22 protein-coding genes and 1 tRNA gene are annotated in these 20,895 nt (G+C 62.5%); 17 read left to right on the top strand and 6 right to left on the bottom strand.

Annotated features, from left to right (window positions below):
* Positions 1-189: 189 nt before the first annotated feature.
* The 9 genes from rpsO (at position 190) to DRF71_RS13510 (ending at position 6,930) form a co-directional block, all read left to right on the top strand.
* Entirely contained in the window at positions 190-459 is a 270-nt protein-coding gene (rpsO, locus tag DRF71_RS13470) for a 30S ribosomal protein S15 (protein WP_112311001.1), read from the top strand.
* 240 nt (positions 460-699) lie between these two features.
* Entirely contained in the window at positions 700-2,946 is a 2,247-nt protein-coding gene (mbhE, locus tag DRF71_RS13475; RefSeq protein WP_232831498.1) for a hydrogen gas-evolving membrane-bound hydrogenase subunit E, read from the top strand.
* Positions 2,943-3,350, top strand: a complete 408-nt coding sequence (locus DRF71_RS13480) for an MnhB domain-containing protein (RefSeq protein WP_112311002.1) — start codon at positions 2,943-2,945, stop codon at positions 3,348-3,350. The genes mbhE and DRF71_RS13480 overlap by 4 nt, the downstream gene beginning before the upstream one ends.
* Entirely contained in the window at positions 3,350-3,760 is a 411-nt protein-coding gene (locus DRF71_RS13485) for an NADH-quinone oxidoreductase subunit K (RefSeq protein WP_112311003.1), read from the top strand. Before DRF71_RS13480 ends, DRF71_RS13485 begins: the two co-directional genes overlap by 1 nt.
* On the top strand, positions 3,757-5,256 hold the full coding sequence (locus tag DRF71_RS13490; protein ID WP_112311004.1) for a Na+/H+ antiporter subunit D: 1,500 nt from the start codon (positions 3,757-3,759) through the stop codon (positions 5,254-5,256). The genes DRF71_RS13485 and DRF71_RS13490 overlap by 4 nt, the downstream gene beginning before the upstream one ends.
* Positions 5,253-5,591, top strand: a complete 339-nt coding sequence (locus DRF71_RS13495; RefSeq protein WP_112311005.1) for a Na+/H+ antiporter subunit E — start codon at positions 5,253-5,255, stop codon at positions 5,589-5,591. The genes DRF71_RS13490 and DRF71_RS13495 overlap by 4 nt, the downstream gene beginning before the upstream one ends.
* Positions 5,588-5,884 carry a monovalent cation/H+ antiporter complex subunit F gene (locus DRF71_RS13500; protein ID WP_112311006.1) on the top strand — a complete coding sequence of 99 codons (297 nt, stop codon included), beginning with the start codon at positions 5,588-5,590 and terminating at the stop codon, positions 5,882-5,884. Before DRF71_RS13495 ends, DRF71_RS13500 begins: the two co-directional genes overlap by 4 nt.
* Positions 5,877-6,176 (top strand): monovalent cation/H(+) antiporter subunit G, encoded by a 300-nt coding sequence (mnhG, locus tag DRF71_RS13505; protein WP_112311007.1) that lies wholly within the window; start codon positions 5,877-5,879, stop codon positions 6,174-6,176. The genes DRF71_RS13500 and mnhG overlap by 8 nt, the downstream gene beginning before the upstream one ends.
* 97 nt (positions 6,177-6,273) lie before the next feature.
* On the top strand, positions 6,274-6,930 hold the full coding sequence (locus DRF71_RS13510; RefSeq protein WP_157971074.1) for a hypothetical protein: 657 nt from the start codon (positions 6,274-6,276) through the stop codon (positions 6,928-6,930).
* A gap of 48 nt (positions 6,931-6,978) precedes the next feature.
* Here DRF71_RS13510 and pnp read toward each other — a convergent pair whose 3' ends face one another.
* Positions 6,979-9,117 carry a polyribonucleotide nucleotidyltransferase gene (gene pnp, locus DRF71_RS13515; RefSeq protein WP_112311009.1) on the bottom strand — a complete coding sequence of 713 codons (2,139 nt, stop codon included), beginning with the start codon at positions 9,115-9,117 and terminating at the stop codon, positions 6,979-6,981.
* A 179-nt stretch (positions 9,118-9,296) separates the two neighbouring features.
* Entirely contained in the window at positions 9,297-10,301 is a 1,005-nt protein-coding gene (locus tag DRF71_RS13520) for a CgeB family protein (protein ID WP_112311010.1), read from the bottom strand.
* 284 nt (positions 10,302-10,585) lie between these two features.
* Between DRF71_RS13520 and DRF71_RS13530 the strand changes: the two genes are divergently transcribed.
* The 7 genes from DRF71_RS13530 (at position 10,586) to DRF71_RS13570 (ending at position 15,371) form a co-directional block, all read left to right on the top strand.
* Positions 10,586-11,366, top strand: a protein-coding gene (locus DRF71_RS13530) for an IS5 family transposase (RefSeq protein ID WP_232831499.1) whose coding sequence is annotated in 2 segments (ribosomal slippage) — positions 10,586-10,923 and positions 10,922-11,366 — 783 coding nt in all. Because the reading frame shifts where the segments join, the coding sequence is not laid out codon by codon here.
* A gap of 254 nt (positions 11,367-11,620) precedes the next feature.
* On the top strand, positions 11,621-11,896 hold the full coding sequence (locus DRF71_RS13540) for a hypothetical protein (protein WP_112311013.1): 276 nt from the start codon (positions 11,621-11,623) through the stop codon (positions 11,894-11,896).
* The gene (locus DRF71_RS13545; protein WP_112311014.1) at positions 11,832-12,131 is read left to right on the top strand and encodes a phage head completion protein; all 300 of its coding nucleotides are present in this window, start codon (positions 11,832-11,834) and stop codon (positions 12,129-12,131) included. Before DRF71_RS13540 ends, DRF71_RS13545 begins: the two co-directional genes overlap by 65 nt.
* Positions 12,128-12,520, top strand: coding sequence for a phage terminase small subunit P27 family (locus tag DRF71_RS13550; RefSeq protein WP_112311015.1), 393 nt, complete (start codon positions 12,128-12,130; stop codon positions 12,518-12,520). Before DRF71_RS13545 ends, DRF71_RS13550 begins: the two co-directional genes overlap by 4 nt.
* 156 nt (positions 12,521-12,676) lie before the next feature.
* The gene (locus DRF71_RS13555; protein WP_232831500.1) at positions 12,677-13,201 is read left to right on the top strand and encodes a tyrosine-type recombinase/integrase; all 525 of its coding nucleotides are present in this window, start codon (positions 12,677-12,679) and stop codon (positions 13,199-13,201) included.
* A gap of 171 nt (positions 13,202-13,372) precedes the next feature.
* Positions 13,373-13,648 carry a hypothetical protein gene (locus DRF71_RS13565; protein WP_112311017.1) on the top strand — a complete coding sequence of 92 codons (276 nt, stop codon included), beginning with the start codon at positions 13,373-13,375 and terminating at the stop codon, positions 13,646-13,648.
* 121 nt (positions 13,649-13,769) lie between these two features.
* Complete coding sequence (locus tag DRF71_RS13570) at positions 13,770-15,371, top strand: hypothetical protein (RefSeq protein ID WP_112311018.1); 1,602 nt, start codon at positions 13,770-13,772, stop codon at positions 15,369-15,371.
* 64 nt (positions 15,372-15,435) lie between these two features.
* Here DRF71_RS13570 and DRF71_RS13575 read toward each other — a convergent pair whose 3' ends face one another.
* Both DRF71_RS13575 and DRF71_RS13580 read right to left on the bottom strand, forming a co-directional pair.
* Positions 15,436-16,845, bottom strand: coding sequence for a KAP family P-loop NTPase fold protein (locus DRF71_RS13575; protein ID WP_157971075.1), 1,410 nt, complete (start codon positions 16,843-16,845; stop codon positions 15,436-15,438).
* Positions 16,846-17,057: 212 nt separating this feature from the next.
* Positions 17,058-17,132, bottom strand: a tRNA-Gln gene (locus tag DRF71_RS13580).
* Between the two features lie 75 nt (positions 17,133-17,207).
* Here DRF71_RS13580 and DRF71_RS13585 point away from each other — a divergent pair.
* Positions 17,208-18,395, top strand: a complete 1,188-nt coding sequence (locus DRF71_RS13585; RefSeq protein WP_157971076.1) for a BaiN/RdsA family NAD(P)/FAD-dependent oxidoreductase — start codon at positions 17,208-17,210, stop codon at positions 18,393-18,395.
* 75 nt (positions 18,396-18,470) lie between these two features.
* Here the strand turns inward: DRF71_RS13585 and DRF71_RS13590 are convergent, their stop codons facing one another.
* Positions 18,471-20,249 (bottom strand): capsule biosynthesis protein, encoded by a 1,779-nt coding sequence (locus DRF71_RS13590; protein WP_112311021.1) that lies wholly within the window; start codon positions 20,247-20,249, stop codon positions 18,471-18,473.
* Positions 20,236-20,886, bottom strand: a complete 651-nt coding sequence (locus DRF71_RS13595; RefSeq protein WP_112311022.1) for an ABC transporter ATP-binding protein — start codon at positions 20,884-20,886, stop codon at positions 20,236-20,238. The genes DRF71_RS13590 and DRF71_RS13595 overlap by 14 nt, the downstream gene beginning before the upstream one ends.
* Between the last annotated feature and the right edge of the window lie 9 nt (positions 20,887-20,895).

The raw sequence follows: 20,895 nt of genomic DNA on the forward strand, positions 1-20,895 counted from the left end.
CCGCGCCTTTCGCCCGGTGCCCGGTGGCATTGCCAGCCCGGTCGCCGAGGCGAAGAGGGCTTCCCTTTTGCCGCGATTCCCCTTATAGGCGCGCATCCCCTGTGACGGTTCTCCGCCCGGGGATACAAGGGCCCTGCTGGACGACATCCCGGCTTGTGCCGTCTCACGCAAACCCGAAAGGAGCATCCGATGTCGATCACTGTCGAAGAAAAAGCCCGCCTGATCAAGGAATACGCGACCAAGGCCGGCGATACCGGCTCGCCCGAAGTGCAGGTTGCGATCCTGTCCTCGCGCATCGCCACCCTGACCGAGCATTTCAAGTCGCATAAGAAAGACAACCACTCGCGTCGTGGTCTTCTCATGCTTGTCGCGCAGCGCCGCAAGCTGCTGGACTATCTGAAAGCCAAAGACGAAGCGCGCTACGGCTCGCTGATCTCGCGTCTCGGCCTGCGTCGCTAAGCCGGCGCGGCTGATCCGGCGCCTTGCGCCGGCCTGGCCGGGGACGAATCTGCTTTGGAAATGCCCACACCGAGAGGTGTGGGCATTTTTCTTTGGCATCACTGCCATTTAATAGTCTGTGACTATAAGTAGGGGCGGGCATTTCTATTTCTGAATCCGGTTTCTCCGCTGTATCGACAGCAGAAGAGACAGAGCGGCGCCTGTTCCCGATCCGGGCGGGTGCTGCATCAAGGGGTCAGCATGGCGCAGCAGGAAAGCGGGCAGGGGGGCGTTTCGCCGGCCAGGATGGCGGGCTATCTGGCCGCTGCCATCGCCTTCGCAGTCTTCGGGCTGGTGCTGGCGCAGCTGGAGCGGGTGAGCGGGAGTGCCATTCTCTTTGATCTGGACTGGGCGCCTTCGCTCGGGATCGGGTTCTCCTTCCTGCTGGATCCGCTGGCGCTGGTCTTCGCGGCGCTGATCAGCGGCATTGGCGGGCTGATCTTCATCTATGCCACCGGCTATATGGGCGGGCATCCGCAATTCGGGCGCTTTGTGCTGTTTCTGTTTCTCTTCATGCTTTCGATGCTGGGTCTGGTGCTGGCGCGCGATCTGATCACGCTTTTCGTGTTCTGGGAGCTGACCTCGCTGACCTCATATCTGCTGATCGGCTTTGCCCATGACGACCCGCGCGCGCGCCGCAATGCGCTGCAGGCGATGCTGGTTACGGCGAGTGGCGGGCTTGCCTTGCTGGCGGGGTTCATCCTGATCGGCACAGCAGCGGGGAGCTATGATCTGGCGGTGATCCTGCAGGGCGGCGGTCTGCAGCAAAGCCCGCTTTACGGCGCGATCCTCGTGCTGGTGCTCTTGGGCGCTTTCACAAAATCGGCGCAGATCCCGTTCCATTTCTGGCTGCCCAATGCGATGGCGGCACCGACCCCGGTTTCGGCCTATCTGCATTCGGCGACCATGGTGAAGGCCGGGGTCTATCTGCTGGCGCGGCTGCATCCGCTCTTGTCGGGGACGGACGGCTGGGAGGTCTCGCTGACCCTGGCCGGGGGAGTGACGGCGCTTTTCGCCTCGGTCATTGCGCTCAGGCAGCGGGATCTGAAACAAATGCTGGCCTGGACGACGCTGATGGCGCTTGGGGTGCTGGTGCTGATGCTGGCGCAGGACACGGCGGCAGCGCTGACGGCGGCCATCGCTTTCCTGATCATACATGCTTTGTATAAAGCGGCGCTGTTCATGGTGGTGGGGGCGGTCGATCACGCCACCGGCACGCGCGATGTGAGAGCCTTGCGCGGGCTGAGGCGGGGAATGCCGCTGACCGCGGTTCTGGCGCTTCTGGCTGCGGGGTCGATGGCGGGCCTGCCGCCCTTTTCTGGCTGGATCGGGAAAGAGCTGCTTTACACCGGCGCGATACCGCTGCTGGTGCCGCTGCTGCTGGTGTCGAATGCGCTGATCTTTGCGGTGGCGGGGGGGGTGGCGCTGCGGCCGTTCTTCGGGCCGCCGCCAGGAGATTTGCCGTCCGGAGCCTTGCCATCGGGGGCCTTGCCACATGAGCCTGGCTGGCAGCTTTTGCTGGGGCCGCTGCTGCTGGGGGGTGCGGGGCTTCTATTCGGGCTGATGCCCGGGCTGTTGCAGCCGCTGCTGGATGCGGTGCTGCGGGGCTTTGGCCTGGATCATGCGGCGGGGCTGCATCTCTGGGCCGGGGGCAGCCTGCCGCTGGTGCTGAGCCTTGCGACTTTCGCGCTTGGCAGTCTTTTGTTCCTTGCCGCGCCCCGGCTGCGGGCGCAGGGTGAGGGGCCTCGGCTTGCTGACCGCCTCTGGGACCGGCTGTTGGAGGTCTTTGCCGCAATCGCGGCCTGGCAAACCAGGGTGATCCAGAGCGGCAGGCTGAGCCGCTATCTCGTGATCAGCTTTACGACCCTGGCGCTGGTGCTGGGGGTGACGCTTGCGGCCAGGCGCCCGGCTCTGGCGATACAGCCGGACGCGCCACTCTCGCTCTGGCTGATCGCTGCCTTCACCATCGGCGGCGCCGGCCTCGCGCTGACCCCGCATTCGCGCATCGCGAATATTGCGGGCATCGGCACGGTCGGGATCGGCGTCGCGCTGATCTTCCTGATCTTCGGCGCCCCGGATGTGGCGATGACGCAACTGATGGTCGAAAGCCTTGCCGCCGTGCTGTTCGGCATCGCGCTTTTGCGCCTGCCGGGGCTGAGCGAGCGCCGCAGTCCGGGGCGCCGCGCGCTGCACTGGCTGATCTCCGGCGCGGCGGGGCTTGCTGTCACGCTTCTTTTGCTGGCGATCACCGCCCATCCGCCGGACCGTCAGCTCGCGACCTGGTTTGAGGAAAACGCCTTCACCCGCGCGCATGGGCTGAACATCGTGAATGTCATCCTGGTGGATTTCCGCGCCTTTGACACCTTTGGAGAGCTGACCGTGGTGCTGCTGGCCGCCATCGGCGCTTCGGCGCTGCTGAAGCGCCGTATCGGAGGAGCGCGCCGATGAGATCGCCGATCCTTGGCCTCGGCGCGCGGTTCTTGCTGCCGCTTTTCCTGATCTCTTCGCTCTATATCCTGCTCCGGGGCCATAATGCGCCCGGCGGCGGTTTCATCGGCGGGCTGATCGCGGCGCTTGGCTTTGCCATCCTGATCTTTGCCGAGGGCACTGCCGCCGCGCGCCGCGCGCTGAAGATCGAGCCGCGCAATCTGGGCGGCATTGGCCTTCTCTGCGCCCTGCTTGCGGGTTTCGGCGCTGCGCCGAGCGGCGGCGCGCCCTTCCAGGGCCTCTGGCTCGCTCTGCCGGTTCTGCCGCTGTCCACAGTGCTTTTATTCGATATCGGCGTTTATTTCGCGGTGCTGGGCGGCGTGCTGACGCTGATCTTCGCGCTGGAAGAAGGGGGAGACGCCTGATGGAAACCCTCATAGCCCTCCTTGCCGGAGCACTGACCACGGCGGGCATCTGGCTGATGCTGTCAGGCCATCTGCTGCGGTTCCTGTTCGGGCTGATGCTGATCTCGAACGCGGTCAATCTGGCGATTTTCACCGCTGGCCGCCTGAGCATGGGCCGCCCGCCGCTGCTGGAGCCGGGCGGCGCCCCGGCACCGGAGATGGCCAATGCGCTGCCCCAGGCGCTTTTGCTGACCGCAATCGTGATCGGCTTTGGCCTGTTCGCCTTTGCCCTGGCGCTGACCATCCGGGCCTTTCGCGCCTTTGGCCATCTGGAGGTCGACCGGATGCGCCTTGCGGAACCTGAACCGGCGGAACCTGAACTGGCCGGGCCTGAACTGGCGCGACCCGAAAAACCGGCAGGTGCGATGTGAGCTGGATCGTTGCGCTTCCCATTCTGACCCCGTTCATCGGTGCGGCGGCCTGCCTTTTCCTGCGAAACCGCAGGGGCTCTGGCTGGATCTCGGTTCTGACCGCGCTGGTCTCGCTGGGTCTGGCGCTGCGGCTGCTGGTCACCGTGATGGAAAACGGCGTGATTGCCGGTCAGGTCAGTGCCTGGCCCGCGCCGTTCGGCATCACACTGGTTGCGGATTACCTTTCTGCCGCGATGGTGCTGATCACCGCGATCATCGGGCTGGCGACTGCGCTCTGGGCCATGGCCGAGATCGGACCGACCTCGGCGCGGCTGGGCTGGTTCGTGCTGTTCCAGACGCTGCTTGGCGGCGTGACGGGGGCGTTCCTGACCGGAGACCTCTTCAACCTCTATGTCTGGTTCGAGGTGCTGCTGATCTCATCCTTTGGCCTCCTGGCAATCGGAGGCAGCCGCAAGGCGACGGATGGCGCGGTGAAATATGTGACGCTGAACCTGATCGCGACGGCGTTTTTCCTTTCTGCCGCTGGTCTGACCTATGGCGCCACCGGCACGCTGAACATGGCCGATCTGCACCGGGCGGTGGCTGAGCACCCGGATCAGGGGCTGATGACCGTGATCGCGATGCTGTTCATGCTGGCGTTCGGGATGAAGGCGGCGGTCTTTCCGCTGTTTTTCTGGCTGCCCGCCTCTTACCACACGCCGCATTACGCGGTTTCGGCGCTGTTTGCCGGGCTTTTGACCAAGGTGGGCGTCTATGCGCTGATCCGGGTCTTCACGCTGATCTTCACGCATGACCAGGGCTGGACGCATGAGATCCTCTTGTGGTGCGCCTGCCTGACCATGCTGACCGGCGTGCTGGGGGCTGCCGCGCAGAGCGATTTCCGCAAGATCCTCTCGTTCCACATTGTCAGCCAGATCGGCTATATGGTGCTGGGCCTTGCGCTGATGACGCCTTTGGCGCTGACGGGGGCGGTGTTCTACATCCTCCATCATATCATCGTGAAGGCGAATCTCTTCCTCGTCGCGGGTGTCTCGCGCCGCCTGACCGGCGGGTCAGAGCTGGCGCAGATCGGCGGGCTTTACCGCGCCGCGCCCTTCCTTGCGCTGCTGTTCCTGATCCCGGCCTTTTCGCTGGCGGGGTTCCCGCCGCTTTCAGGGTTCTGGGCGAAGTTCCTGCTGGTGAAGGCCTCGCTTGACGCGCAGGAATGGCTGGTCGCCGGCATCGCGCTGGTGGTGGGCCTTTTGACCATCTTCTCGATGACCAAGATCTGGGCGGCGGCGTTCTGGAAACCGCATCCCGGGGGCTATGAGCCGGTGCTGACACAGCTGAGCCTGCGCGCGCGGGCGCTGATGCTGGGGCCGATGGCGGCGCTGGCGCTGATGACACTGGTGATCGGGCTGATGCCGCAACCCTTCCTTAGCTTTGCCACCAGGGCGGCCGGGCAGCTGCTGGACCCCGCCGCCTATATCCATGCTGTGCTGGGGGATAAACAATGAGTCTTGCGCGCCGCATCGCTGCGGGGGCCATTCTCCTGCCCTGGTTCCTGAAAGAGCTGGTGAAATCCTGCCTCCAGGTCGCGCGCGACTGCATCCGCCCCCGCCTCGCTTTGTCGCCGGCGATCATCCGGCTGCCGCTGCGGCCCGGCATTTCGGATGCGGAGATCTTCCTGTTGTCGGGCCTGATCACCCTGACCCCGGGCACGCTGACGCTGGATGTCGCCGATGACCGCAGCTTTCTTCTGATCCATAGCCTGCATGGTGGCGAGCCGGAGTCTCTGGTGCTGGAGCTGGAACAGGGCATGGCGCATCGGGTCAGCGGGGTGTTCAGATGACTGCGGCCACTTTCCTCGAACTCTGTCTGCGCGCCGGCATGGCGCTGATGGTCCTTGCGGTGCTTTTGGGGCTGGTGCGGCTGTGGAAGGGGCCCTCGCTTGGGGACCGGGTGGTGGCGCTGGATATGATGTCGGTGGCGGTGATCGGCTTTTGCGCGCTTTTCGCGCTGCAATCGGGGGTTCAGGCCTATCTGGATATCGTGGTGGCGGTGGCGCTGGTGAGTTTCGTGCCGGTCGTCGCGCTGGCACGTTATGCCGAACGGCTGGCCCGCAGGGAGGGCGCCGATGACTGAGGTGATCACAGGGCTGCTGGCACTGGCCGCCGGTATTTTCGCGGTGATCGCGGCGATTGGTGTGCTGCGCTTCCCCGATGTGCTGACCCGGATGCATGCGGCGTCAAAGGTCGGCTCTTTCGCCGGGGGGCTTGCGCTGCTGGCGGCGGCGGTGGGATTTGCGACGACCGGCGCGGTGGTAAAGGCGGTTTTCGCGATCCTCTTTCTCTTTCTGACCGCGCCCATCGCCGCCCATCTGATCGGTCGCGCCTCGGCCTGGCGCAATGGCGCGATGCGGCGGGGGCGGCGCTGAGCTGACCGCTGGCCGGATTGTGAAGCGGCGGGCTTTTGCGCTTTCGCGCGCCGCATTATATGCTGACGGGCGAAAGCAGCCGCATAAGAGACAAGAAATGTCCCGTTTCCTTCCCGGCGCCGTGTTGGCCCTGATGCTTGCCGCCGGCGCGGTTCAGGCCAATGTCTGTGACTATCGCCTCAGCGAGATGATCGCGGTCCGGGCGCCGAAACTGGCCGCAGCGGCGGCGGATGCGGCGGTGATGGGGCGGTTCGATCCGCAGGCGCCTGACTTCCTGACGCTGGTGGATGGCAATACCGGCTTTTCCGCCGTTGGTGCCGTGGTGGCCGGCGCCCAGGCTGCAAAGGCGCTTGGCGGCGCCGAGGCGGCGCTTGGCGCGGGTGGCACGGTGCTGGCCAGCCCCGTGCTTGGCGTGGCGGCAGGGGCGGCGGTGCTGGGCATTGCCGGGCTGGAAGGTGTCTGCCATTTCAAAGCCGAGCGCATCACCGATTACTACGAGGTTCTCGCCGTGCTGGCCGCCGTGGCCGAGACCGCCGACCGCGATTTCTTTCAGCTGCAACTGGGCCCACCGCGCAAGAAGGGCGCCGTGGTCGAGATCTGGGACACAGCCAGCGGGGTGCGCAAGCAATACGCTGTGGCCGAACTCTACTTCGCCAATGGCGAGCTGAAATACCGTCGCTGGGGCTTCAACAAGAATCTCGGAATGCTGATGCAGTTCGAGGGGGGTATCCCCAAAGTCGAACAGAAGGAATAAGAAAGGCCCCGGATCGCTCCGGGGCCTTTTTCAGGGAGGCAGCGGGGCTCAGCCCTCGGCTTCTTCTTTCTTCTCGGTGATTTCCGCACCGGTTTCCTGGTCAACCATCTTCATGCCCAGACGGACCTTGCCGCGATCATCAAAGCCAAGGAGTTTCACCTTAACTTCCTGACCTTCTTTCAGGATCTCATTCGGGTGGTTCAGACGCTTGTTCGCGATCTGCGACACATGGACGAGGCCGTCCCGCTTGCCGAAGAAGTTCACAAACGCGCCGAAATCGACCAGCTTGACGACTTTGCCGGTATAAACCTGGCCCTCTTCCGGCTCTGCCACGATCGACCAGATCATGTCATAGGCCTTCTTGATGGCATTGGCGTCATTCGAAGCGATCTTGATCACGCCGTCATCATTGATGTCGACTTTCGCGCCCGAGACTTCGACGATCTCGCGGATCACCTTGCCGCCCGAACCGATCACTTCACGGATCTTATCGGTCGGGATCGACATGGTTTCGATTTTTGGTGCGTAAGCCGAGAAGCCCTGCGGCGCCGAAAGCGCGGCATTCATCTCGCCCAGGATATGCAGGCGACCGTCTTTGGCCTGAGCCAGCGCCTGTTCCATGATCTCCGGGGTGATGCCGGCCACCTTGATGTCCATCTGCATCGTGGTGATGCCGTTGGCGGTGCCCGCAACCTTGAAGTCCATATCGCCGAGGTGGTCTTCGTCGCCGAGGATGTCGGTCAGAACCGCCCAGCGGCCATCATCTTCCAGGATCAGACCCATCGCGACGCCAGCGACCGGCGATTTCAGCGGAACGCCCGCATCCATCATCGAAAGCGAGCCGCCGCAGACCGAAGCCATCGAGGACGACCCGTTCGATTCGGTGATCTCGGACACGACGCGGATCGTGTAGGGGAAGTCGGTCGCAGCCGGCAGAACCGCCTGCAGCGCGCGCCATGCCAGTTTCCCGTGACCGATCTCACGACGGCCGGGCGAACCCACGCGGCCAACTTCGCCAACCGAATAGGGCGGGAAGTTGTAATGCAAGAGGAAGTTCGAGCGGTAATTGCCGTTCAGCGCGTCGATGATCTGCTCATCCTCGCCGGTGCCCAGGGTGGTGACAACCAACCCCTGGGTTTCCCCACGGGTGAACAAAGCCGAGCCATGCGCGCGCGGCAGGATGCCGTTTTCGCAGAAGATCGGGCGGACGGTTTTGTTGTCGCGGCCGTCGATCCGGGCGCCACCATTGATGATGTCACCGCGCAGAATGCCCGATTCCAGCTTTTTGATCGCCGAGCCGAGATTCTTGTCGGCGAGGTCTTCTTCCGACAGCGCCTCTTTGATCGCCTTGACGGCGGCCGAAATCGCATTGGTGCGGTCTTGCTTGTCGCGGATCGCGAAGGCGGCGCGCATCTGGGTTTCGCCAGCGGCTGCAACACGGGTGTAGAGCCCGGAATAATCCGGCGCCTGGAAGTCGAAGGGCTCGTTGGCGGCTTCTTCTGCGAGGTCGATGATCAGGTCGATCACCGGCTGCATCGCGGCATGGCCGAACTTGACCGCGCCAAGCATTTCCTCTTCGGTCAGCTCGTAAGCCTCGGATTCCACCATCATAACGGCGTCTTTGGTGCCGGCGATGACAAGGTCCAGGCGTTGGTCCGGGTTGTTCTTCAGCTGAGTCATGTCGTCCATCGACGGATTCAGCACATATTCACCACCCGAGAAGCCAACGCGGGCGGCCCCGATCGGTCCCATGAACGGCACGCCCGAGATGGTCAGCGCGGCCGAAACGGCGATCATCGCAACCACATCGGGGTCATTCACGAGGTCGCAGGACAGCACGGTCGCCATCACGAGAACTTCGTTCCTGAAGCCTTCGACGAAAAGCGGGCGGCAGGGACGGTCGATCAGACGCGAGGTCAGCGTCTCTTTTTCCGACGGGCGCGCCTCACGCTTGAAGAAGCCGCCAGGCACTTTTCCGGCGGCGTAATATTTTTCCTGGTAGTGAACGGTCAGCGGGAAGAAATCCTGGCCTTCCTTGGCGGTTTTGGCGAAGGTCACATTGGCCATGACCTGGGTTTCGCCCAGCGTCGCGATGACAGAGCCATCGGCCTGGCGCGCAACTTTACCGGTCTCCAGCGTGAGCGTCTCATCGCCCCACTGAATCGATTTCTTAACAATTTTGAACATGCATTTTCCTCTTGGGAGCACTCCGGCCCCTGCCGGTCTCCCGTTATATGGCGACCCCATTGTCGCCGCCCCAATCCTCACGCATGTGCCCGGGGCCAGGGGCGTCACGTCTCAGATGGCGCGGGCCATACAGGAAAATCGGCGCTTTGGGAAGCCTGATCGGGTGATCCGGGGTGGTCTCAGCCTTTGACCGCCGCCCGGAGCCGTTGCATTTCGGCAGCCAGTGCCGGTGTGGACAGGCCAAGCCGGGTGGCAAGCGTCGCGATGCGGTTACGCCAGTCGAAGCGGGCCAGCGCCTCCTGGTGATTGCGGCGCGCGATCCCGGGCGTCCAGGCCGCGACGGCCTCGGCGATGCGGTCGAGATTGCGGTCGAGGTCGATCTCTTCCGTCTCCAGCAAGGAATCCGGCCAGCTGACCAGAGGCAGATCCCCTTCGGGCTGGCGACCGGCGATGCTGGCGCCCGCGGCCAGCGCATCGGTCCAGCGCGCGGTGATATAGGCGCGGGTCGGATGGGTATAGGGGGCGGGGGCGGCGATATTCGAATGGGCGATGACGAATTTCGCGCGGCCATACCAGTCGCGCATCAGCCCGGTCTGCTGGGTTTCGGGGCTGGTAGGGAAGGGGGGGCGGCCATGGAAGGTCAGGCCCCGGGCGGCACAGGCGGCGGCGGTCCGCACATCATCATCCCATGCGGCCGGCTGGCGCCCGACGCGCAGGATGTCGATCGGCCGGTCGGCCGCGTCGCTGCCCAGATCCAGCACATCCGCCCCCCAGCCAAGGAACATCGCCCGCCCCGGGGCCAGCGCCTCGTAATCTGCCGCATCGTCACGGCGGGTATAGGCCACGAGGTCGAAATGCGACAGCAGCCGGGCGGCGGGGCGCGGCCAGGTCTCCGTCCAGAAACTGTCGATCACCCAGAGCGCGCGGAAGGCGCGCCGCTCGCGCCAGAGCGGATGGGCCAGCGCCCGCGTCAGCTCGGACGGGGAGCGCAAGAGGAAGATATCCCCACCCGCGCCGCCTTTCGGAGGGGCGGTAAGGGTGGTGGCAATGCGGCGGGGCAGGGACAGCCGGCAGGGTGCCAGATCGCAAGGCCCGGCATCCAGAAGCCGCATCATCAGCCCCGCCAGATGGTTGACCGGCATCCAGCCCGCATCGGAATTTCCGAAATAAAACAGCCTTGTCATGGCACCGGCCTCCGGCAACTGATCAGGGGCCACTGGCCACGATAGCGGCAGCGATAGCAGAAAACCCCAGGGCGCGAAATAGCGGGACACCTGCCGAAAACGTTGTGGACACCCGGAAGTGGTTCGTGACCCAGTGCGAGCGAGCTGGTGTCCCGGAGCATTTCACCGCGTCCATTGTCGGGCATCAGTCGGCAAGGTCGGAGAATCGCATGACCTAGGTCGTGTTGACAAAAGGGATTCCGCTGGCATTCGTCCTATGATTCAAGCTCATCTCTACGTGGGAGATGAACTTGGCACGCAACCTGATATCCGACGACGAGTGGACCTTCTTCGAGGGCTTCATTCGTGCCGTCCGGCACCCTAACGGGCGGAAACCTGCGGACCATCGTCTTGTTCTCGATGGAGTTTTCTGGATCGCAAGGACTGGTGCGCCATGGCGTGATCTGCCCGAAGAGTTTGGCAAGTGGTCCTCGGTCTACCGTCAGTTCCGCCGGTGGACTTTGGCGGGACTGTGGGAGGATATCCTGGATGCGCTGAACCACGCTGGGATCGCGCCAGACAAGCTCCAGATGGTCGACAGCACTGTGATCCGCGCTCATCATCATGCTGCGGGCGCAAAAGGGGGACTCCGAAAGAGGCTCTTGGCGTTCGAGAGGTGGCTTCTCGACCAAGATCCATCTCCGCGTCAATGGCGCAGGCCTCCCGATGAGGACTGAGATCACGCCGGGGCAGGTTTCCGACTACACCGGCTATGATCTGGTGATGGCCGACAACCTGCCGCAGCCAGCAGTTCTGGTCGCCGACAGGGGCTATGACTCTGATAAAATTCGGGAAGACATCGAGAACCGCAACGCCCTGCCCATGATACCGATGCGAAAGAACCGAAGGGTGCGCAAGGCTGTCGACATGACCATCTACACCCTGCGCAACATGGTCGAGCGCTGCTTCAACAAGCTGAAAAACAGCCGTCGGTTGGCAACCCGCTACGACAAAACCGCAGACAGTTTCCTCGGCTTCGTAGACGTTGCCTGCATCAGGCTATGGCTTCGCCATTTGTCAACATGACCTACGGCATCTATTCCGCCGGGATCAGCGATGAGCAAAAGCGGGAGATCGTGGAGCGGGTGGGGCTTCCGCCATGCCATTGATTCCCGACATTGATGCTTTCGAGGAAAGGGCCGCTATCATGCAATATGATGGCGGTCTTTCTCGTTCTATGGCTGAGGATCACGCTGCGCAGGCACAGGGCTTCCGGGATGCGGCACATTTCCGGGAGGTTCTGGCCGAGTATGTCCTGAATCGCAGACTGGGGGGCGGGCATGACTGAACCCTATCCTCTGGTGCAGCGAGATGGGCGCTGGTGGTTGCCCTATGGCCTGGAGGTTGATGGCGAACAGTTGGCAGGCCTCTGGATGTCCGACGGCGACGTGGTGTTCCTTGGCCCGGAGGGCGGCAGCTTTGCCTATCGGGTGGATGAGAACGGGGCAGAGCAGGTCAGGCTCGACTACGGGGTCTGGCGGGCAATCCCTGATGATCTGGCAGACTGGCAACAGGAGGTTTTCCGGCTGGTCCGGGACGCGCTCGATAACATGTGATCAACCCTCGGCGGCTTCGGTCGGCGGCAAGGCTGAACTGCGCCAAGCCGGCGTGTCCGAGTTTCTGACCACCTTTGGCGAGGGCGTGAGCAACAATGCGGTGTTTCTGCTGCGGTGGGTGCCGGGCGTTGCCGTTGCCGACCGGATTATTCACGGCGGCAAGGTCTGGAACATTGTCGCTATTGCCGAGATCGGGCGCAGGAAGGGCATCGAATTGCGGGCGGTGGCGGCATGAGCAAGCACCTTCGCGGCGTGAAGCCGGGCCTTGCTGCGGATGCCGAGGCGCTGACCAGAGCACCAGCCGCGCCCGCTTGGCTGACCAGCCATGCCAAGGCCGAGTGGCGGCGCATCATGCCGCAACTGATCGCCCGGCAGGTTATCACAAAGGCCGATCTGGCGGGCATCGAGAACTATTGTGTGGCGGCGGGCGCAGTTCGCCAGATCGCGGATATTCTTGCGCTGAACCCGATCCCCGACCTGAAACTGGCGGGGCTTCAAATCCGCTATGCGCAGACCGCCCGCCAGCTTGCCGCCGAATACGGGCTGACCCCGACCAGCCGGGCGAGGATTGGTTCTGCGCCGGAACCCGAGGATGACACCGACAACCCGCTGGCGGTGGCGTGATGACTGGCAGCACCTTCCCGGCGTGGATTTATGACGGATCACCGATCCCTGACCCTCTCGGGCATGGGGAACGCGCTGTCACCTTCCTGCGCCGCTTGAAGCATCCGAACAGCACGGCACCACGCCGGGGCTTCCAGCTTCACGGCTGGCAGGGTCTTGCTGGCGCAGGATGATCCCCGCATTGGCGATGTCCTGACCTTCTGCCTGCTGACCGGGATGCGGGCCGGTGAGGCGGTGGGTCTGGTCCGGGGTGATCTGGTTTGGAAGGGCAATCTCGGCTGGTTCGCCTGGATACGTCCCAACGAGGTCCGGTCTCTGAAGACGGATGCGGCGGAACGGTTTATTCCGCTGCACTCGGCTCTTAGCCCTCTGCTCGCCCGACTGCCTGGACAGGGGCGGTTGTTCCCTGACCTGACCGTGTCGATAGTCACCAAGCGGTTTGCATCGCTGCGGGCCACTCTGGGGCTGTCCCGTCCCGGCGTCGTCTTCCATTCGACCCGGAAGTGGTTCGTGACCCAGTGTGAACGGGCGGGTGTCCCGGAGCATTTCACCGCATCGATTGTCGGCCACCAGTCAGCAAGGTCGGAGAATCGCATGACCTATGGCATCTATTCCGCCGGGATCAGCGACGAGCAGAAGCGGGAGATTGTGGAGCGGGTGGGGCTGCCACCATGCCATTGATTCCTGACATTGATGCTTTCGAGGAAAGGGCCGCTATCATGCAATATGATGGCGGTCTTTCTCGTTCAGTCGCTGAGGATCGGGCAGCACAGGCGCAGGGCTTCCAGGATGCGGCACATTTCCGGGAGGTTCTGGCGGAGTATGTCCTGAATCGCAGGTTGGGGGGCGGGCATGATTGAACCCTACCCTCTGGTTCAGCGAGACGGGCGCTGGTGGCTGCCCTATGGCCTGGAGGTCGATGCCGAACAACTGGCTGGCCTCTGGATGTGCGACAGCGACGTCGTGTTCCTTGGCCCGGAGGGCGGCAGCTTTGCCTACCGGGTGGACGAGGACGGGGCAGAGCAGGTCAGGCTCAACTATGGAGTCTGGAAGGCAGTCCCCGATGTTCTGGCGGACTGGCAGCAGGAGGTTTTCCGGCTGGTCCGGAAGGCGCTCGACAATATGTGATCAACCCTCGGCGGCTTCGGTCGCCGGGGAACCCCTTTTCTCTCTTTTTCTGCTTGGGGCGGGGGGAGGTAGTACCCATCTAAGGGGCCTCGGTAACAGCTACGGAGGTTAGGTATAGGTAATGATAGATAAGGGTGGATGGGACCACAGGATACCCAGCCCACACGACGATTGGGAACCCTCGTCCTCGGGGACACCCAGAGAAGACAGCCTGGAGGAGGTTGTCCAGGAGAAGAAAGAGAAGGCAATCGCCAACCCGTGGTTCTCAAGGCCGCTGGATGTGCATCGGTGGTCGGATCACGCGGAACTTGTCGCGGTGGTTGATCAGGTCTGGAACGAGCACTGCAGCGACTTTGATCGGTCACGCGGGGGTGGACCCAAGCCGAAATGTGCTTTCCGGGGCCAGTTGAGGATCCTGCTGTTGGACCTTTACGTTGCCTGGCTGGAAAACCCGAACCTGTCGATCGGCGTGGCAATGTCACAGAACAGCTGGGATGCCTGGTCCCGCTACAATAAGCTGGGCATCTCGAAGAAGATCGTCCAGTTGATCCACCGGCTGGTGGAGAGGGGACTGATTGACGAGGCCAAGGGTAGCTACAGCGGGCCTTATGCTCCGGGCAACAGAACAACGAGGATCAGGGCTGCGGAACCGTTACGGGCGATGTTCCGGGAGTTACAGACGAGCCGGAACGACGTGCATCAGGTCGTCGGGCAGGAATGTATCATCCTGAAGGCGGGTGATGGCGAGGAAGCGAAGTATCAGGAATACGATGATACCGAAGAAACCCTGCGGATGCGGGCGGAGCTGGAAGCCTATAACACGCTGATCGCGGATAGTTTCATCGACATTCCCACCCTCTCCGACCCCTGGATCACCCGGAGCGACAAGTTCGGCAAAGAGGCCAGAGTCCCGATAAACCATCATCACCAATTCACCCGTCGGATTTTCAGCCGGGGGTCATGGAAGCTGAACGGGCGGTTCTATGGTCCGTGGTGGCAGCAGGTTGGCAAGGAACTCCGGGAGCGTATCTTCATCAACAACCGGCCCACGGTAGAGGTCGACTTCAAGGGGCTGCACCTTGCGATAATTGCGGCAAAACAGGGGGTCAGGGTTGTCGATGACCCCTATGAACTGCCGTCGAGAACTGTGCCTGACGTTGACAAGAGGCAGCAGCGGGAGATCGTGAAGCAGCTGGTCCTGACAGCCCTTAACGCCCGGACGGAGAAGGCGGCCTTCAGCAGCTTCCGCGATGGCTGGCCCGCCGGTCACAGGGCTAAGGGGCTGACCAACAAAGAGCTTTCTTGTCTTCTTTCTCTCTTTTCCGAGAAGAACCCTTGGGCCAAATCCTCTCTTGGGGCTGACGTGGGGATCGGCCTGATGAACCTCGACTCACAGATTGCGGAACGAGTGCTGGGTCACTTCACCCGGAAAGGAATACCTGTTCTTTGTATCCATGACAGCTTCATCATCGACTATGGTTATGCCGGTGAGTTGCGGGCGGTCATGGCGGAGGCCTCTGAGGCCGTGGTGGGTAAGCCTTTGGCCTTAGATGGGAAAGCGGGGCTGGACGACTATCTTTCTGACAGTCCTCGGTACATCGTTCGTGACTATGTTGGCTACAAACGTAGGGGCTGTTGCGAGGCCTATAGAGACCGTCGCAGGGCGTGGGAGGCTCTTAAGGGAAGAAGGGTGGGGGCGAGGAGGAGGAACGAGGTGTCCTGACTTCCTGTTCTTTCTTCTTCTCCATTACCTATACCAAACCAAAGACATATCCAGTACAGAGACTTTAATCCGCCAGAATACTCTGGACACCGTCGAGCATCGCTCGGTGTGAGGGGATGTAGGTCGGACCTAGACCTTTAAGGACTTTGTACCATTCATGGGAACTACGCTGCCCAGCTTGTGGTGAAAGCTGATACATCTCCTCCGCTAAGTCGACAAGTTCTGGGCATGCATCTCCTACAAAGGATCGGCATCGTTCAAATGCCTCACCAAGTTGTTGCCTGTCAAAGCCGCTCTGAGCGAACTCAAAGCCATCCATCAGTCTTTTAGCCCCTTCGGGTGTAAGGCTCGATCGTTTCAAAAGTGCGGATGGCAGAGACAAATGCTTGCGTGTACGCTCGGGCGCCACATCTGAAAATGCCATAAGCACAAGTAATGACGGATCAATTGGCACTCCTCTGTAGATCCTTGCCACCAAGTCTACCCTCTCAATGGTCCGCTTGATCTGCCGGAAGGAAAAGCCGCTTTGCTTTACTATTTCCTTGGAAAGCGTGGCTGCGGCTTCAACAGAGAAGTGCTCACTCTGCCCGAAAGAAATAGCAATCGGGATCTGCCGAACCAACTCTGCGGTGGCGAGCCCTTGTATCTCCGGGCTGGTTCGCAATGCGAGACGAAGGTCGACGAACTTATCAAGATATAACTCATCTCCCTCTCTGGGTCCAAAGCGATGCCTGGCGATGTTCTCAAGGTAGTGAGGATTGACCATGAGGCAGAAGACGAATCCATTGCGCCCAAAGACAAGTTTCATCGCTTCAAGCAGGGCGATTGCGTATTCCGGGTGACAGCGGTCAAGCTCATCAACGATAATGATGATCCGGTCAGATGCCGCGCCTTCGGTGAGTGCGTCGCGCAGCTTGTCGATCTGGATTGGCAGCTCCTCGATGCGAGCGGTCTCTGCTGCGAGGTGTGTAGCGATCAGTTGGTATGCGACTTTCGACATACCTGTCTCAAGTTCTTCGACTGCTTTGTCCAGGCCACCGATGTCAGGTGTTTGCTCCTGAACCCAGTCTGAGACAGCCCCCAAAACCACATCAGCACCACTGCGAAGAACAGCACGGGTAAGTGAGCGGGCTGCAATTCCGGCAATCTTCAGGGAGCCGTCTTTCAGGGTCTTCGCCAGTGGCTTGCCCGATACTGGCTGAGCTTTCAGGAGCGCGCCCATGAAGGTGATAATTGGATCGTCTGTGCGGTCTGACTGCTGCGCGTCAATCTCAATGACCAACTCACCTGAGGCGCGGAGCTGTTGAGCCCAGGCGCGACGGAAGAAGGTTTTACCGTGCCCAAACCCCGCCTCGATCGAAATGACCTTTGAGTCGTCGATGGATTTGATCAGGCTGGTAAACGTGTCCCCGATCGCGGCATAGCCGAGACCGTCGTCTTTCCAAGGGGACACAGCGCCTTCAAGGTCTTTCATCTGCTCTGCTCCTGTCAGTCCAAAGACAACCTTAGGTGTCATCAGGATTTTCGCAAGCAGAGGACAAGCGGATATCTTCTAGCGATGGCTTCCCCGGTGGGGCATTCCCTGGGGCAGTCCGGCCCCACTGCCCCAACCCGTCAACAGCCCAACCCCTTGCCCGCATTCGGTTTCCCGCTTGCGGCTGGTCTGCTCAACTGTCAGAGGAAGATTGGCTGGGGCGCCAGGATTCGAACCTGGGAATGGCGGTACCAAAAACCGCTGCCTTACCACTTGGCGACGCCCCAACCGTGAGCGGGTGTTTAGCGAAGCCTCTTGCAGGCTGCAAGAGGGGTTATGAAGGAAATTTGGCGGGAGTTATCATGGCCGGGACATGGGATGTCATCGTGCTCGGGGCCGGTGCTGCGGGAATGTTTGCGGCCATCGAGGCGGGGCGGCGTGGCCGGCGGGTGCTGGTGGTCGAACATGCGGCAAATCCGGGTGAGAAGATCCGCATCTCGGGCGGCGGGCGCTGCAATTTCACCAATACCGGTATCGGGATTGAGAATTATCTCGGGCAGAATCCGCGATTTGCGCTTTCGGCGCTGAAACGGTTCACGCAATGGGATCTGGTGGCGCGCCTTGATCAGGCGGGCATTGCCTGGCATGAAAAGACGCTGGGGCAGTTGTTCTGCGATGGCTCGGCAAAGCAGGTTGTCGCCTGGCTGGCTGGCGAAATGCGGGCGGCGGGGGTGGAGCTCTGGCTCTCAACCGAGCCGGGTGAGGTTACGCGCGCGGGCGGCGGGTTCCGCGTTGCGACGCCGCGCGGGGTTCAGGAGGCGCGGGCGCTGGTGCTGGCGACCGGCGGCAAGTCGATTCCGAAAATGGGAGCGAGCCCCTGGGGTTACCGGGTGGCGGAGAGTCTTGGGCTGAGCGTGACCGCGACGCGGCCGGCGCTGGTGCCGCTGACTTTCGCCGAACAGGAACTGGTCTGGATCGCGCCGCTGGCCGGGGTCTCGGCGCCGGTGCGGGTCAGGTGTGGGGTGGGGCGGTTCGATGAGGCGATGCTCTTCACCCATCGCGGGCTGTCGGGGCCGGCCATCCTGCAGATCTCCAGCTATTGGCGCGAGGGAGAGCGGATCTCGGTCGATCTGATGCCGGGCGCGGAGAGTGCCGCCGGGTTTGCGGCGCTGCTGAAGGCTGCCAAGCGCAAGGGCGGGCGGATTTCCCTGGCGCAAGCACTGGCCGGGGCGCTGCCGGAGCGGCTGGCGAAACATCTGGGCCAGGCCGTGCCGGGACCGCTGGCCGAGATGTCGGATGCAAAGCTCGACCAGCTGGCGGCGGGCCTGCATGACTGGCAGCTGATGCCGGTCGGCTCGGAAGGCTATCGCACCGCCGAGGTGACGCTGGGCGGCGTCGATACTGGCGGGCTGGACGCCAGGACGATGGAGGCGAAAACGGTCCCGGGCCTTTATGTGGTGGGGGAGCTGGTGGATATCACCGGCTGGCTTGGCGGCTATAACTTCCAATGGGCCTGGTCTTCGGGCTGGGCGGCGGGGCAGGTGGCCTGAACGCCGCTGCGGCAAAGCAAAAGGGCGGCCCCGCAAGGCCGCCCTTTTAATCTGCGCGGGTATTCTGTTCGGGCCTCAGGAAGAGACCTGTTCCCGCAGGATTGCCACCGTCATCGAGATCATCAGATAGATGCCGATCAGGATCAGCAGCGTCACAAGCGTATTTTCGAACACGCGCGGATAGGTCGGCACATCGGGCGGCACCGGTTCGACCGAGATCGACAGATAGCGGGTCTGGCTGTTCGCGGCCATCCGTGCGGTCTCCTTGGCCTGGAGCGATTGCGCCAGCATCATCTGCCGCGTCTCGACATCGGCCTGGGCCAGGCGCAGCTGACCCTGGATCTGCGCGAGCGAGATCTCTCCGCCCTGGCCTTCGGTCAGTTTGGTGCGCAGCATTGCGATTTCGGCTTCAAGCGTGGCGATGCGACGCTTGACCGGCTCCAGCCGGGCGGCATTGGGATTGGCATTCGCCTCCATCTGCGCCAGCGCCAGCCGTTCCTGGATCAGCTGGCTGTCCAGCGTGCCGATCTGGCTGGTCAGAAGCGTCAGCTCGGTCTCGGAATTGAGGACCTTGAACTGTTCCTGCAGCGTGATGACCTTTTCCTGCGCCGCCAGCAGCGCGGTCTCGGCATCCTGATAGCTCTCATCCGCACCCGCCATCGCATCCTCGCGCAGGCGGTAGGTCAGCTGGTCGACCTGTTCTTCGGCATAGCCGATCAGCTGTTTCGACCAGTCGACCGAAAGCTGCGCATCGGGCGAGATCGCCTCCATCCGGATGATGCCCTCGGACGGATCGTAGGAGATCAGGATATGCGATTTGTAAAGCTTATAGGCGTCTTCCAGCGAGGCCTCGGGGGGCAGGCGCAGGATCGGGTCGATCGCATCACCCATGAAGGCCGCGCGGAAGCCGATATCGTCTTCCAGCCGCATCATCGCCTCACGCGATTGCAGATAGCCCTGCACCGCGATGGAATCCTGCGAGGTGGCCAGCGATGTGCCCTGCAACATGCCGCCAAGCGCGCCGCCGGCCTGCGGGCTTTCCGCCTTATGCACCGCGAATTCCGATTTGGTGCCATATTGCCTTGTGGCGACCGACGAGAAATACCAGCCCGCGATCAGCGTCGGCAGCAGCACGAAGATGAACATCCGCACGAACAAGAGCGCCAGCTTGCGGCGGCGGCGCTTCGCGATGTCCTGCTGCATGCGCAGGATCTCGGCGGCATGGTTCACCTCGACCCTTTGTTCGGTCGAGGGAACCTGGATAGGCTTGACCGTCTGCGGCAGTTTCACCCCATCGCCCGGCAGCGGCGACAAAGCGCGCCCGGTTCCCGCTTTGCCGCCACCACCACCGCCATCGGCGGCAGTGGCGAGGCCCGTGCCTGTACCCGTGCCGGGCTCGGCCGCGACCAGATCCAGCATCGAGCCGCGCTCGAACGGGTTGATTCCGGCGGCACGCAGCAGCCGCACCGCGTCATAATCCGAGGTTGCCGGCATATTATGGCTTTGCGCCAGGCGGCGGGCGGTGCGCAATTGCCGCCCCGTCAGCCCCTCTTTGCGGATCGCGGCCAGTTCCTTCGCGACCGGATCATTCTCGTCGACACCGGCATCGCCGCCCTCCGCATCGGCGGGCCGTTTCGCTGCGCCGCTGTCGGCAATGGCGCTTTTCAGCGCGGCACTGCCCACCGGGCCGCCTGCGGTTTCAAATTTCTGATCGCCGAAACCGTCTTCGGGATTGTCGAACAGCATCTCGCCCGGCGCCGGTTTGGGAACGAGAACAGGCCCCGGGCGGGGTGCTGCTGCGGCGGGGATGTCTTGGCGGCGGATGTTGAACCGCGCGGCCTTAAGCATAGTCATAGAGGCGTTTCGCTTCTTCGAGTGTGTCGAACATATAGAGCTGGCCATTGCGCAGCACCGCGGCCTGGCGGCAGAATTTCTCCAGCGTTTGCGCCGAATGCGAGACGATGACAACCGTTGCATTCTTCAGCCGCTCGCGCAGGATGCCGCCCGCCTTGCGGTTGAATTCAACATCGCCGGTCGAGGGCATGCCCTCGTCGATCAGGTAGATGTCGAATTCCAGCGCCAGCATCAGCGCAAAGTTGAAGCGCGATTTCATGCCCGAGGAATAGGTCGCATAGGGCATCCGGAAGTAATCGCCCAGATCACAGACCCAGCGACAAAAGCTTTCGACATAATCCGGATCCAGCCCATAGAGCCTGGCGATATAGCGGCTGTTTTCCAGCGCCGACATCTTGCCCGATACGCCGCCCATAAAGCCCAGCGGAAACGAGACCCGGCTGGTCTTGGTGATGCGGCCGTCATCGGGTTTTTCCAGACCGGCCATCATCTGGATCAGCGTGGTCTTGCCGGTGCCATTGGGGGCGAGAATGCCCAGCGAGCGCCCCGGCTCGACCCGGAAAGAGGCGCGGTCAAGGATGACCTTGCGCCTTGTGCCGGTCCAGAAGGATTTGGAAACACTGTCGAACTCGATCATCTTGCAACC

The sequence above is a fragment of the Pseudogemmobacter bohemicus genome, assembly GCF_003290025.1.
In the GTDB taxonomy this organism is placed as follows: Bacteria; Pseudomonadota; Alphaproteobacteria; order Rhodobacterales; family Rhodobacteraceae; genus Pseudogemmobacter; species Pseudogemmobacter bohemicus.